Origin of the sequence: Jatrophihabitans cynanchi (assembly GCF_027247405.1) — a bacterium.
GTDB classification, from domain to species: domain Bacteria; phylum Actinomycetota; class Actinomycetes; order Mycobacteriales; family Jatrophihabitantaceae; genus Jatrophihabitans_B; species Jatrophihabitans_B cynanchi.
Genome location: NZ_CP097463.1, coordinates 809,921 through 822,607, shown reverse-complemented (window position 1 = coordinate 822,607; position 12,687 = coordinate 809,921). Strand labels below are relative to the sequence as shown.

Genomic DNA, 12,687 nt, shown 5'->3' with positions numbered 1-12,687 from the left:
TGTGCCGCCGCCCGAAGCATGCCGCTATGCTCGGCGGGTGATCTGCACGCGCTGCACCGGGCTGGTCGGGAAAATGATCCCGATGCTCTGCCAGTGTCGTGCCATGCGCCACTTGATGGCCTAGCCGCCGAGCGACCCACCGCTGCCGTCCTGCGGCAGGGTTTCCGCTGGCGCCTGCATCGATTCCATGCCGTCCAGCGCATCGTCGCGCACTCTCGCGATCACCCCCGCACGGAGGAAACCGTGACTGCAACCCTGCCCACCCGTACCCGCCGGTCCGGCGCCGACAAGCCGCCGCCGGACTGGGACCTGGTCTACAAGCGCAACTACATCGAGCGGCTCAAGCGGGATCGCCCGCCGCTGAACGTGCGCGACGAGCTGCCCGAACTCATCGCCCGCGGCTACGAGGACATCCCGGAGGAGGACATCGTCCGGCTCTACTGGTGGGCACTCGCGCACGACAAGCCCAAGATCGGCACCTTCATGGTGCGGGTCAAGGTGGCCGGCGGGCTGGTCAGTGCCGAGCAGGCGCGCGCGTTGGGCCGCATCGCCCGGGAGTACGGCCGGGACGAGGCGGAGCTGACCACGCGCCAGGGCATCCAGCTGCACTGGGTCGAACTGGCCAAGCTGCCGTCGGTGCTCGCCGACATCGAGGCCGCCGGGCTGACCACGAACGGCGGTGAGGGCGACACCGTCCGCAACATCACCGGCTGCCCGGTCACCGGGCTGACCCACGACGAGCCGTTCGACGTCACGCCGGTGATCCGCGAGGTCGCCGAGCACTTCTACGGGAACCTGGAGTTCTCGAACCTGCCGCGCAAGCACAAGTACACGATCTCGGCGTGCAGCGCGCAGTGCAACGCTCCGGAGATCTCCGACGTGGCGCTGATCGCGGTCGAGCAGGGTGGCCGCGACGGGTTCGCACTGCGCGTCGGCGGCGGCATGACCAACACGCCGCGCATCTCGCGCGACATCGGCGTGTTCATCCCGCGCGAGGACACCGTCGAGGTGCTCGCGGCCGTCACCAACGCGTGGCAGCGCGACCTGCGCTACCGCATCTCGCGGGCCAAGGCGCGGATCAAGTTCATGATGGACGACTACGGCCCGGAGGGGATGCGCGCCAAGATCGAGGAGGCGCTCGGCCGCCCGCTCGAGGACGGCACCGCGCCCGAGCCCAAGCTGGACGCGGACCACCTGGGCGTGCACGCGCAACGCCAGGACGGGCTGGTGTACATCGGTGTCCCGGTGCCGTCCGGCCGGATCACCGGCAGCAAGCTGGAGACGCTCGCGGCGCTCGCCGAGAGTTACGGCGGCGACGTGCGGCTGACCCGCCAGCAGAACTTCATCCTCGGCAACGTGCCGGTCGAGCGGGTCGACGACGTCAAGGCGACGCTGCGCGAGATCGGCTTCGACCTCGACCGGGGCCGCGCGTTCGGCCGCTCGCTGGCCTGCACGTCGCACACGTTCTGCAACTACTCGGTCGCCGAGACCAAGGGCAAGCTCGACGAGATGCTCGACGAGCTGACCGAGCACTTCGGCAGCGAGCAGATCGGCGACCTGGCGATCCACATGGACGGCTGCCCGCACGCCTGCGCGCAGCACTGGGTCGGCGAGATCGGGTTGCAGGGCACCACGACCCGGATCGACGGGTCGGACGAGCGGGTGGAGGCCTACGACCTCACCGTCGGCGGCGGCCTCGGCACCCGGACCGCCATCGGCCGCCGGCTGATGCGGCGGGTACCCACCGGCGAGATCAACGCGGTCATCGACCGGCTGGTCGGCGCGTGGCTGCAGGAGCGGAACAGCACCGGCAACCCGGCGTTCACGATCGGCGACTTCTGCAACGCGCACACCGACGAGGAACTGGTCGCGATCGCGAACGACAGCGAGGTTGCGGCCGCCGTCCCGGACACCAGTGTCGCGGTGCGCCTGCCCGGACCGCTGCTGCCACTGGTGAACGGCGAGGACCGGCTGGACGTCCAGGCCGCCACCGTCGGCGAGGCGCTCGCGGCGGTAGCGGCCCGGTTCCCCGAGTTCGGTGCGACCGTGCTGCCCGGCGGCAAGGTTGCCGAGTCGTTCCTGATCGCGATCGGCGACGACGACATCCGCGGCCTCGACGGGCTGCAGACCCCGGTTCAGCCCGGCGTCGACATCATCATCGTCATGGCGATGTCCGGCGGCTGACCCACTGATACCCAACTCTTCCCGAGCACACGACAGACTTTGACAAGGAATTTGAGATGACACAGTTGTTGGAACGGACCTCGGAGCGCGTCAGCTTCGACGACCTGGAGATCGGTGAGATCGCACTGGACCTGGACGACCAGGAGCCGGAGGACGTCATCGAGTGGGGCCTTTCGACCTTCGGTGACCGGATCGCGATCGTCACGGCGCTGCAGGCCGACGGCATGGCGATCCTCGACATGGCAGTGAAGATCAAGCCGGACGTGCGGGTGATCACGGTCGACACCGGGCGGCTGCCACAGGAGACCTACCAGTTCATCGACGAGGTGCGCGCCCACTACCCGCGCACCCAGTGGGACGTGCTCTTCCCGGAGGCCACCGAGGTCGAGGCGATGGTGCAGCGGCGGGGCGTGAACCTGTTCCGCAACTCCGTCGAGGAGCGCATGCTCTGCTGCCAGATCCGCAAGGTACGGCCGCTGGTGAAGGCGCTGCAGGGTCTGGACGCCTGGTTCACCGGACTGCGCCGCGACCAGTGGGCCTCCCGTGCCGCGATCAAGAAGGTCGAGCTGGACCACGACCACGAGGGCATCGTGAAGATCAACGCGCTGGCCGACTGGGAGGGCGACGAGGTCGAGGCGTACCTGAAGGAGAACGGCGCCCCGGTGCACCCGCTGTACGCGCAGGGCTTCACCAGCCTCGGCTGCGCGCCGTGCACGCGGCCCATCCAGCAGGGCGAGAACGACCGCGCCGGCCGCTGGTGGTGGGAGACCGGTGCACCCAAGGAGTGCGGCATCCACTGCCCGATCGAGACCGGCAGCTTCGAGCACGAGGCGCAGGCGATCTTCGCCGAGGCCGAGCGCCGATCGGCGCGGTAGTGACGCTCAGCCTGAGCGAGGACGAGGCCGTCGCCGTCGCCGAGACGGTGGCCGCCTTCGTCGCCGTGCTTCCAGAGGAGAAGCACGGCCCGTACGGCGCGCTGATCGAGGCGGCAGGCACGCGCGAGATCGGCGAGGAGTTGCTGCCCGCGCTCGAGCGGGTGTGCGCGCTCGCGCTGGAGACCGGCAAGGCGCGCCAGCTCGGCCGCGCCGAGGCCGAACGGCTCTTGACCGCGGTGTACCGGCGCACGCCGGGTGGCCACGCACTGAGCGCCGAGACCGCCGACGTGAACCGGTTGCTGTCCCAGTTCGCCGGTCGCACGCTGCAGTCGGCGCGTATCACCTCGCGCACCCCGGGTCGCTACCAGCTCGACCTCGTCGTCGACGGCATCGACATCGCGATCGCGCTCGAACCCGAGGGGCTGGAGGTCCGCAGCCTGCAGACGGGCTGACGCTTGGGCCTGCTCACTTCGACGTCGGCCCTGCCTCGTGCGCCGCGGGCTCTCTCACACACCCACACGCGCGCCGCCGACCATGAGCACCAACCGCAAGCTCCATGGGTGGTGCGTCCGGAGTTGTACTACAGACGTTTACACGGCGTATCGGCCCCGCGCGGCAGCGGTAAACAACTGTCCTACAAGTCCGGCGCACATCGGGCAATGCCGCAGCGTCGATGGATGTTGACCGAATCGGCAGTAGCTGCGGCCAGGTTTCGCGTCATGACCGACCCCGCGCGCAACGCCGTCGAGACCGATGAAACCGACTGGAGGATCCCCGGCGTCGACACCAGCAGGCGCTTCGATCCTTCGCTGTCCGACGCGGAACGGGGCCGCCTGGAAAGCATCGCTTCGGTCGAGCGTGAACCGGCCCGGTTTGCCGCGGAGGACGAGGCTGCGGCGCGACTTCCCCCGCGTCCGGTGCGACGAACGACCGGTGCATCCGTCGTTCTCTCCGTCCGCGTCGACCCGGCGCAGCTGGCCGCGTTGGAGCGGCAGGCGGCGGTCATCGGCATCAAACCCACCGTTCTCGCCCGTAACCTGGTGCGCGCCGGGCTCTCCTGTCCGGGCAGCAGCGCCCTCGTCCACGCAGTCGACCAACCGGACGCGGCGGTGGCCGAGTTGCACTCGCTGGTGCACTGACTTCAACGGCAATGCCGAGCCCGACGAGGTCAGCGCTGCACGCGCAGCAACCTGACCGATCGGGCCCGGACGGGTAGCGATGCCCCGCCGGGCACCGGAGCCGACGACGGCGGCGCGCCGCCAGGGCACGTCGTGTCGATCACCGTCTCGAACTCGGCGGCCCACGGGGTTGCGGGCAGCCGGAACTCGCCGTCGCTGTCGCCCGCGTGCAGCAGCAGCAGGAACGAGTCGTCGATGATCAGCTCGCCGCGCCGGCCGCGGTGCCGAAGCCCGCGCCCGTCCAGGTACATGCCGATCGAGCGCAGCCCGGTGTCGAACCAGTCCTGATCACTCATCTCGCGGCCGGCCGGGTGGAACCAGGCGAGGTCCTTGCACTCGTCCTCGACCGGGCGTCCCTCGAAGAAGGCACGCTGGCGCAGTACCGGATGGTCGCGCCGCAGGGTGAGCAGCCGGCGCACCAGCGCGAGCAGGTCCTCGGCGCTGTCGCTGCTCGTCCAGTCCAGCCAGGAGATCTCGTTGTCCTGCACGTACGCGTTGTTGTTGCCCTGCTGCGTGCGCCACCGCTCGTCGCCGGCTACCAGCATCGGGGCCCCGGTGGACAGCAGCAGCGTCGACAGCAGGTTGCGCGCCTGCCGGCGGCGCAGCGCGACCACCTCGGCCGGTGCGGGATCGCCCTCGGTGCCGCCGTTGAAGGACCGGTTGTCGTCCGTGCCGTCGCGGTTCGCCTCGCCGTTCGCCTCGTTGTGCTTGCGTTCGTAGGACACCAGATCGCGCATCGTGAAGCCGTCGTGCGCCGTCACGTAGTTGATCGACGCGATCGGCAGCCGGCCGTCGTCGCCGTACAGGTCCGACGAGCCGGTCAGCCGGTAGGCCAGATCGCGCACGCCGTCGGTGCCGTGGGCCCAGAACGAGCGCACCGTATCGCGGTAGCGGCCGTTCCACTCCGTCCACAACGGCGGGAACTCACCGACCTGGTAGCCGCCCGCGCCGACGTCCCACGGCTCGGCGATGAGTTTGGCCTGCGAGATCACCGGATCCTGATGGATGGTGTCGAAGAACGAGGACAGCTTGTCCACGTCGTGCAGCGAGCGCGCCAGCGCGGACGCGAGGTCGAAGCGGAACCCGTCGACGTGCATCTCGGTGATCCAGTAGCGCAGCGAGTCGGTGATCAGTTGCAGCGGGAACGGGTGGCGCGGGTCGAAGGTGTTGCCGCAGCCGGTGTAGTCGACGTACTTGGACGGGTCGTGTTCGTCCAGCCGGTAGTACGAGCCGTTGTCGATGCCGCGGAAGTTCAGGACCGGACCGTTCGGTTCGCCCTCTGCGGTGTGGTTGTAGACGACGTCGAGGATCACCTCGATGCCGGCGGCGTGCAGTGCGCGCACCATCGACTTGAACTCGCGGACCTGGTTGCCGCGCCGCGAGCTGTAGGCCTCGTGGGGCGCGAAGAACCCGGCGGTGTTGTAGCCCCAGTAGTTGCGCATGCCACGCGCCTGGACCGCCGGCTCGGTGACGAACTGGTGCACCGGCATCAACTCGACGGCAGTGACGCCCAGCGAGGTCAGGTAGTCCACAGCCGCGGGGTGCGCCAGCCCCGCGTAGGTACCACGCAGTTCGGGCGGCACGTCCGGATGCAGCTTGGTGAAGCCGCGCACGTGCAGTTCGTAGATGACCGTGTCGTCCCACGGTACGTTCGGCCGGCGGTCATCGCCCCACGGGAAGGCGCTGTGGATGACCACCGAGCGCGGCACATGCGGGGCGGAGTCCTCGGCGCTGTCGGCGTAGACGGCCGGATGGTCCACGAACTCGCCCTCGATGGCGCGCGCGTACGGGTCGAGCAGCAGCTTGGCCGGGTTGTGGAACAGCCCGCGGGACGGGTCGTACGGACCGTCCAGGCGGAATCCGTAGCGCTGCCCCGGGCCGACGCCGGGCAGGTAACCGTGCCAGACGTGGTAGGTGCGATCGTCCAGGTCGATCCGGTACTCCGTGCCCGATTGCCCGGCGGCTGCGCCCCCACTGTCGAACAGGCAGACCTGGGCGGCGGTGGCGGTCGTCGACCAGATCGCGAAGTTGGTGCCCTCGCCGTCCCAGTGCGCGCCGAGCGGGAACGGATCACCCGGCCAGGCGCGCTCCAAGCGCGCGGCCAGGGCGGCGGTGAGTTCCTCGGGCAGCATCGCCGGTGACTGTAGCCAATGATCGATCCGGCGGGCCGGGCGACGGCCGCGGGCAGTTCACAGCCGGCACACCGGCCGCCCCCAGTCCGATCCGGGGAAGTCCGGGTTTGCTGTGCTCATGAACCGCACCCCAGTCATCGCGGGCGTCACCGCCCTGGCCGTCGCGGGACTCGGGATCGGCCTGGCGGCGAACGGCGCGCGGGTGGTGACCGGCACGGGAACGCTCGCGCAGCAGACCACGCCGGCCTCGGTGCTTCCGCGCTGGGGCGGCGACACCGGTGGACAGGGCGGCGCCAACGGGCCGGGCGGTGCGCCCGCCCAGAGCACGACGGCAGCCGCGACCGCCGCGCAGCAGGTCGGCGTCGTGGACATCGACACCGTGCTCGGCTACCAGAACGCCGAGGCGGCCGGTACCGGGATGGTGCTCACCGCGAGCGGCGAGATCCTGACCAACAACCACGTGATCCAAGGCGCCACCTCGATCACCGTCACCGTCGTGAGCACCGGACGGACCTATCGGGCCGGTGTGGTCGGCACCGATCCGTCCGAGGACATCGCGGTGCTCCGGTTGACCGGCGCATCCGGGCTGCAGCCGGCGAGGCTCGGCGACTCCTCGGCCGTCGCGGTCGGCGACGCGATCACCGGCGTCGGCAACGCCGGAGGTGCCGGCGGAACGCCCAGTGCCGCGGCAGGCACGGTGACCGCCCTCGACCAGGCGATCACGGCCAGCGACGAGAGCGGCGCGAACGCCGAGAAGCTCACCGGGCTGATCGAGGTCGACGCGCAGATCCGAGCCGGCGATTCAGGTGGCCCGCTGTACGACGCCGCCGGCGAGATCATCGGCATGGACACCGCCGCGCAGACCGCCCGGAGGCAGACTGTCGCCGGCTACGCGATCCCGATCGACCCGGCACGCTCGATCGCCGCCACCATCGAGTCGGCGACCGCCTCGACCGGGACGGTTCACCTGGGCTATCCCGCGTTCCTGGGCGTGTCCGTCGCGCCGGACGGCACTGCGAGCGGCGCGGCGCGGGGCGCGAGTGTCGCGGGCGTCCTCGACGGCACCCCGGCTGCCGAGGCAGGACTCGCCGCGGGCGACGTGATCACCTCGGTAGGGGGTGTGGCGGTCACGTCCGCCGACTCGCTGGCGACAGCGCTGCACCGGCATCGCCCGGCGGACTCGGTGCGGCTGCGCTGGACGGACACATCCGGACAATCGCACCGCGCGAGCGTCGTCCTGACCCGCGGGCCGGCCGACTAGCGGGCGCCTGGCGCAGGCCGGAACCTCCTTACGGTTTGATGGACAGGTGGCCGAGCTCAACCAGGATGCTGTGCTGCAGTTCGTCGACGTCACCGTCCGGCGCGGTTCGAAGGTGCTGCTCGACTCGATCAACTGGACGGTCGAGGAGGACGAGCGGTGGGCCGTGCTCGGCCCGAACGGCGCCGGCAAGACGACCCTGCTGCAGCTCGCCGCGGCCAACCTGCATCCCACGTCGGGAGACGCGTACGTCTTCGGTCAGCGGCTCGGCAGTGTCGACGTGTTCGAACTGCGGCCCCGCATCGGGCTGTCCAGCGCCGCGCTCGCACAGCGCATCCCGGCCGGTGAGCAGGTCATCGACCTGGTCGTCAGTGCTGGCTATTCGGTGCTCGGCCGCTGGCGCGAGGCTTACGGCCGGCTGGACGTGCGGCGCGCGGCCCGGCTGCTGGAACGGCTGGGCGTGGCCGGCATGGACGAGCGCACCTACGGCACGCTGAGCGAGGGGGAGCGCAAGCGGGTCCAGATCGCCCGCGCGCTGATGACCGACCCGGAGCTGCTGTTGCTGGACGAGCCCGCGGCCGGGATGGACCTGGGCGGGCGCGAGGACCTGCTGCGCCGGCTGACCCGGCTGGCCGCCGACCCCGGCGCCCCAGCCTCGGTGCTGGTCACCCACCACGTCGAGGAGTTGCCGCCGGGAATCTCGCACGTGCTGCTGCTTCGCGAGGGCGCGGTGGTCGCGGCCGGGCTGGCCCGGGACGTGCTCACCGCCGAGTCGCTGTCGGCCACGTTCGGCCTGTCGCTGCGTATCGAGCGGCGCGACGGCCGCTGGTACGCCCGCGCCGTCTGAGGTCTGCGGCACTCGGCGCGAGCGTTAGCCGCGCAGGCCTTAGGCTCGGGTACCGGTCGCGAGCGAAGGGTTGGGCAGCATGGCTGAGCTGGTGCGGGTGGAGACGGGCGGAACGCATCCCGCCGGAGTCGCGACGATCCGGCTCGACCGCCCGCCGATGAACGCGCTGAACACCGAGTTGCAAGAACAGCTGCGCGCCGCTGCTGACGATGTCTCTCGCGACCGCGCGGTCCGGGCCATTGTCCTGTACGGCGGCGAGAAGGTGTTCGCGGCCGGTGCCGACGTCAAGGAGTTCGCCGGCCAGAGCCACGAGGACATGCTGCGCGACGCGGGTCGGCTCTCGTCGGCGCTGTCCGCCCTGGCCGCCGTGCCGAAACCGGTGATCGCGGCCGTGACCGGGTACGCCCTGGGCGGCGGGTGCGAGCTCGCCCTCACCGCGGACTTCCGGGTCAGCGCGGACAACGCCAAGTGGGGCCAGCCGGAGATCCTGCTCGGCATCATCCCCGGCGCCGGCGGCACGCAACGCCTGCCCCGGCTGATCGGGCCGGCGAAGGCGAAGGACCTCATCTACACCGGCCGGTTCGTCGACGCGGACGAGGCGCTGGCCATCGGCCTCGTCGACGCGGTGGTGCCGGCAGCCGAGGTGTACCCGACCGCGCTCGCGATGGCCGCCAAGTTCGCCACCGGGCCGGCGCTCGCGCTCGCCGCGGCGAAGGCGGCGGTCGACGGCGGCCTCGACGGCGACCTGGGCAACGGCCTGCGGCTCGAGTCGCACCTGTTCGCCTCGCTATTCGCGACCGAGGACCGCGCGGTCGGCATGCGCTCGTTCATCGAACACGGGCCGGGCAAGGCGGTCTTCGGGTGACGGCCGTGTGCCGAGTCCGGTGAGCGCGACGACCCGATGAGTGCGACCGAGGAGCAGATCGCCGCCGCCTGGGACGATCCCAAGCTGGCCAACGTGCTCTACCACGATTGGGAAGCGGGCACGTACGACGAGAAGTGGTCCATCTCGTTCGACCAGCGCTGCATCGACTACGCGCGTGACCGGTTCGAGCACGTCGCCGGCCACGACGGCTGGCCCTACGGCCGCTCGCTCGAACTCGGCTGCGGCACCGGGTTCTTCACCCTGAACCTGAAGCTGGCCGGCGTCCTGGACAAGGGCCACGTGACCGACCTGAGCCCGGGCATGGTCGCGGTCGCCGAGCGCAACGCCGCGTCCCTGGGCTTTCAGGTGCAGGGCCGGGTGGCCGACGCCGAACGGCTGCCGTACGACGACGACAGCTTCGACCTGGTGATCGGGCACGCGGTGCTGCATCACATCCCGGACGTCGAGCTCGCACTGCGCGAGGTGCTGCGGGTGCTCAAGCCGGGCGGTCGGTTCGTCTTCGCCGGCGAACCGACCCGCTACGGCGACGTGATCGCGCGCCGGCTCTCGCGGATGACCTGGTGGGCGGCCACGCGGGTCACCCGGCTGCCGCAACTGGCCGGCTGGCGCCGTCCGCAAGAGGAACTCGACGAGTCCTCGCGGGCCGCCGCGCTCGAGGCGGTGGTCGACCTGCACACGTTCGCTCCCGCCTCGCTCGCGGCGACGGCACGGGCTGCCGGCGCGGTGCAGGTGCAGGTGCGGACCAACGAGCTGCTGGCAGCGTGGTTCGGCTGGCCGGTGCGCACGTTCGAGTGCGCCGTGCCGAAGGGCAGGCTCGGGATGCGCTGGGCGAACTTCGCGATGAAGGGCTGGATGCGGCTGTCCGCGGTCGATCGGGTGCTCGAACACGTCGTCCCGAAGGGGTTGTTCTACAACGCCGAGATCACCGGGCTGAAGCGGTAAGCCGTGCCCGTGCCAAGCGTGGTCCTGTTCGACCTGGACGGCACCGTCTCGGACTCTGCCCGGGGGATCCTGGCGGCGCTGCGCCACGCGTTCGCCGTCACCGGGGTCCCGGAGCCGGACGCGCGGACCGAGCGGGCGCTTCTCGGCCCGCCGTTCTACGAGTCGCTGCCACCACTGATCGGCGCGGTGCCACTTGCCGAGGTGATCGCGGCGTACCGCGACTTCTATGCGACGGCCATGTTCGACACCACGGCGTTCGACGGGGTGCCTGCGCTGCTGCAGACCTTGCGCGGCGACGGGGTCCGGCTCGCCGTCGCGACCAGCAAGCCCGAGCGCTACGCGGTGCCGATCGTCGAACACCTCGGCGTGGCCGAGATGTTCGAGGTCATCGGCGGCGATGCGCTGGACGGCTCGCGCGGCACGAAGGCGCTGGTGATCGCACACGTGCTCGAGCAACTGGGCCATCCAGACCCGTCCGGCGTGCTGATGGTCGGCGACCGCTCGCACGATGTGCTCGGTGCCCGCGCGCACGACATCGGCTGCCTCGGCGCCGGGTGGGGGTACGCGCTCCCGGACGAGCTCGAGTCGGCGCGCCCGCTGGCGATCTGCCGCACCGTCGGCGACCTGGCCCGGCTGCTGGAGGCGCCCGATGCTGCAGCGTCCTGAGCGGGTGCAGCTGCGCAGCGCCCGCTTCCTGACCTGGGCGTCGCTGCGGTGGGTGCTGCGCCATCGCGCGTATACGCCCTGGTACCTGGTGCGGTACTGGCGGTTCTTCGCCTTCAAGGTGCGCAACCGGCACGTGATCACGACCGGCTTCGTGTTCCTGGACCGCGGCGTGGAGCTGTACGCGCGGCGCGGCTACGGACGGCTCATCCTCGGCCGGTGGATCCACCTCGGCGTGGACACCGCGTTGCGCTGTCACGAGGGCACGCTGTCGGTCGGTGACAAGTGCGTGCTGGCGCGGGACGTCTCGATCAACTGTTACCTGGACGTGGAGATCGGCGACAGCACGCTGATCGCGGACAACGTGTACATCTCCGACTTCGACCACAACTTCGCCGACCTGACCGTCCCGATCAAGGACCAGGGCATCGCCAAGTCACGCGTGCGGATCGGTCGCGACGTCTGGCTCGGCACCAAGGTGACGGTTGCGCGCGGGGTGGAGATCGGCGAGGGTTCGGTCGTGGGTGCGAACGCGGTCGTCACGAGGGACCTGCCGGGCCACAGCGTTGCCGTCGGCGTGCCCGCCCGGGTGATCCGAGACCGCCGTGCATGACGCCGTGCATGACGTGGACCGGCGCTCGCGTGCGGCGCGCGCCTGGGTGGACGAGGCGGTGCGCCGCGTCGAGGCCGACGCGAACCGTTCGGCCGACACGCACCTGGTGCCGCTGGTACTGCCCTCCATGCCGGGCGTCGACGTCTACCTCAAGGACGAGTCGACGCACCCGACCGGATCGCTCAAACACCGGTTGGCCCGCTCGCTGTTCCTGTACGCGCTGTGCAACGGGCAGATCGGCGAGGGCACCACGGTGCTCGAGGCGTCGTCCGGCTCGACCGCGATCAGTGAGGCGTACTTCGCCCGGATGCTCGGCCTGCCGTTCGTCGCGGTGATCCCGCGGACCACCAGCGCCGAGAAGGTCGCACTGATCGAGCGCGAGGGCGGCCGCTGCCACGTCGTGGACGACCCGACGACCGTGTACGCCGAGGCGGCCCGGCTGGCCCGCGAGTGCGGTGGGCACTACCTCGACCAGTTCACCTACGCCGAGCGGGCGACCGATTGGCGGGGGAACAACAACATCGCCGAGTCGATCTTCGAGCAGATGGCGCTGGAGCGCCATCCGGTGCCGGCCTGGGTCGTGGTGGGCGCAGGGACGGGCGGGACGAGTGCGACGATCGGCCGGTACCTGCGCTATCGCCGGTACGACACCGCGCTGTGCGTGATCGACGTGGAGAACTCCGCGTTCTTCCCGGGCTGGCGCGACCGTGACGACTCGGTGACCACCGGGTGTGGGTCGCGCATCGAGGGGATCGGCCGGCCGCGTGTCGAGCCGAGCTTCCTGCCCGGTGTCGTCGACCGGATGCTCTCGGTGCCGGACGCCGCCTCGATCGCGGCCGCGCGTGCCTTGGAGCCGGTACTCGGGCGCCGGGTGGGTGCGTCGACCGGCACGAACCTGTGGGGGGTGCTGCACCTCGCGGCCGAGCTGCATGCGGCGGGGCAGGACGGCAGCATCGTCAGCCTGCTCTGTGACGGTGGCGAGCGGTACGCCCACACCTACTTCGACGACGACTGGCTCGCCGGCCAAGGTATCGACCTGGCGCCGTACGCCGACGCGGTGGCCGCGCGCCTGAGCTGACGGGTTTGCCCGAGCTGATGGGTTTGTCATG

General features: G+C 70.7%; 12 protein-coding genes. 11 read left to right on the top strand and 1 reads right to left on the bottom strand.

What is annotated here, in order from left to right; translation table 11 throughout:
• Positions 1 to 243: 243 nt before the first annotated feature.
• From M6B22_RS03980 to M6B22_RS03965, 4 genes are all read left to right on the top strand, one after another.
• Positions 244 to 2,184, top strand: a complete 1,941-nt coding sequence (locus M6B22_RS03980; protein ID WP_269444482.1) for a MoaD/ThiS family protein — start codon at positions 244 to 246, stop codon at positions 2,182 to 2,184.
• A gap of 56 nt (positions 2,185 to 2,240) precedes the next feature.
• A complete protein-coding gene (locus M6B22_RS03975; protein ID WP_269444481.1) occupies positions 2,241 to 3,059 on the top strand; it encodes a phosphoadenylyl-sulfate reductase in 819 nt (272 codons plus the stop codon).
• A complete protein-coding gene (locus tag M6B22_RS03970; protein ID WP_269444480.1) occupies positions 3,059 to 3,511 on the top strand; it encodes a hypothetical protein in 453 nt (150 codons plus the stop codon). Before M6B22_RS03975 ends, M6B22_RS03970 begins: the two co-directional genes overlap by 1 nt.
• A gap of 267 nt (positions 3,512 to 3,778) precedes the next feature.
• Complete coding sequence (locus M6B22_RS03965) at positions 3,779 to 4,198, top strand: hypothetical protein (RefSeq protein ID WP_269444479.1); 420 nt, start codon at positions 3,779 to 3,781, stop codon at positions 4,196 to 4,198.
• A gap of 29 nt (positions 4,199 to 4,227) precedes the next feature.
• Here M6B22_RS03965 and glgX read toward each other — a convergent pair whose 3' ends face one another.
• Positions 4,228 to 6,369, bottom strand: a complete 2,142-nt coding sequence (gene glgX, locus M6B22_RS03960) for a glycogen debranching protein GlgX (protein ID WP_269444478.1) — start codon at positions 6,367 to 6,369, stop codon at positions 4,228 to 4,230.
• Between the two features lie 118 nt (positions 6,370 to 6,487).
• On the opposite strand from glgX, the gene M6B22_RS03955 reads away from it, so the two are divergent.
• From M6B22_RS03955 to cds1, 7 genes are all read left to right on the top strand, one after another.
• On the top strand, positions 6,488 to 7,630 hold the full coding sequence (locus M6B22_RS03955) for a S1C family serine protease (protein WP_269444477.1): 1,143 nt from the start codon (positions 6,488 to 6,490) through the stop codon (positions 7,628 to 7,630).
• A 46-nt stretch (positions 7,631 to 7,676) separates the two neighbouring features.
• Positions 7,677 to 8,474, top strand: coding sequence for an ABC transporter ATP-binding protein (locus M6B22_RS03950; protein WP_269444476.1), 798 nt, complete (start codon positions 7,677 to 7,679; stop codon positions 8,472 to 8,474).
• A gap of 79 nt (positions 8,475 to 8,553) precedes the next feature.
• Positions 8,554 to 9,339 carry an enoyl-CoA hydratase/isomerase family protein gene (locus M6B22_RS03945; RefSeq protein WP_269444475.1) on the top strand — a complete coding sequence of 262 codons (786 nt, stop codon included), beginning with the start codon at positions 8,554 to 8,556 and terminating at the stop codon, positions 9,337 to 9,339.
• 36 nt (positions 9,340 to 9,375) lie between these two features.
• Entirely contained in the window at positions 9,376 to 10,302 is a 927-nt protein-coding gene (locus M6B22_RS03940; protein WP_269444474.1) for a class I SAM-dependent methyltransferase, read from the top strand.
• A gap of 9 nt (positions 10,303 to 10,311) precedes the next feature.
• Positions 10,312 to 10,968: an HAD hydrolase-like protein gene (locus M6B22_RS03935; protein WP_269444473.1), complete on the top strand. Its 657-nt coding sequence runs from the start codon at positions 10,312 to 10,314 to the stop codon at positions 10,966 to 10,968.
• Entirely contained in the window at positions 10,952 to 11,578 is a 627-nt protein-coding gene (locus M6B22_RS03930; protein WP_269444472.1) for an acyltransferase, read from the top strand. Before M6B22_RS03935 ends, M6B22_RS03930 begins: the two co-directional genes overlap by 17 nt.
• Positions 11,579 to 11,582: 4 nt before the next feature.
• On the top strand, positions 11,583 to 12,656 hold the full coding sequence (gene cds1, locus M6B22_RS03925) for an L-cysteine desulfhydrase Cds1 (RefSeq protein ID WP_407935637.1): 1,074 nt from the start codon (positions 11,583 to 11,585) through the stop codon (positions 12,654 to 12,656).
• Positions 12,657 to 12,687 lie beyond the last annotated feature (31 nt).

Excerpts from the sequence above, each read along its gene's own strand:
- M6B22_RS03975 (WP_269444481.1), top strand. The coding sequence starts at position 2,241 with ATGACACAGTTGTTGGAACGGACCTCGGAGCGCGTCAGCTTCGACGAC.
- M6B22_RS03965 (WP_269444479.1), top strand. The coding sequence starts at position 3,779 with ATGACCGACCCCGCGCGCAACGCCGTCGAGACCGATGAAACCGACTGG.
- glgX (WP_269444478.1), bottom strand. The coding sequence starts at position 6,369 with ATGCTGCCCGAGGAACTCACCGCCGCCCTGGCCGCGCGCTTGGAGCGC.
- M6B22_RS03955 (WP_269444477.1), top strand. The coding sequence starts at position 6,488 with ATGAACCGCACCCCAGTCATCGCGGGCGTCACCGCCCTGGCCGTCGCG.
- M6B22_RS03945 (WP_269444475.1), top strand. The coding sequence starts at position 8,554 with ATGGCTGAGCTGGTGCGGGTGGAGACGGGCGGAACGCATCCCGCCGGA.
- M6B22_RS03940 (WP_269444474.1), top strand. The coding sequence starts at position 9,376 with ATGAGTGCGACCGAGGAGCAGATCGCCGCCGCCTGGGACGATCCCAAG.
- M6B22_RS03930 (WP_269444472.1), top strand. The coding sequence starts at position 10,952 with ATGCTGCAGCGTCCTGAGCGGGTGCAGCTGCGCAGCGCCCGCTTCCTG.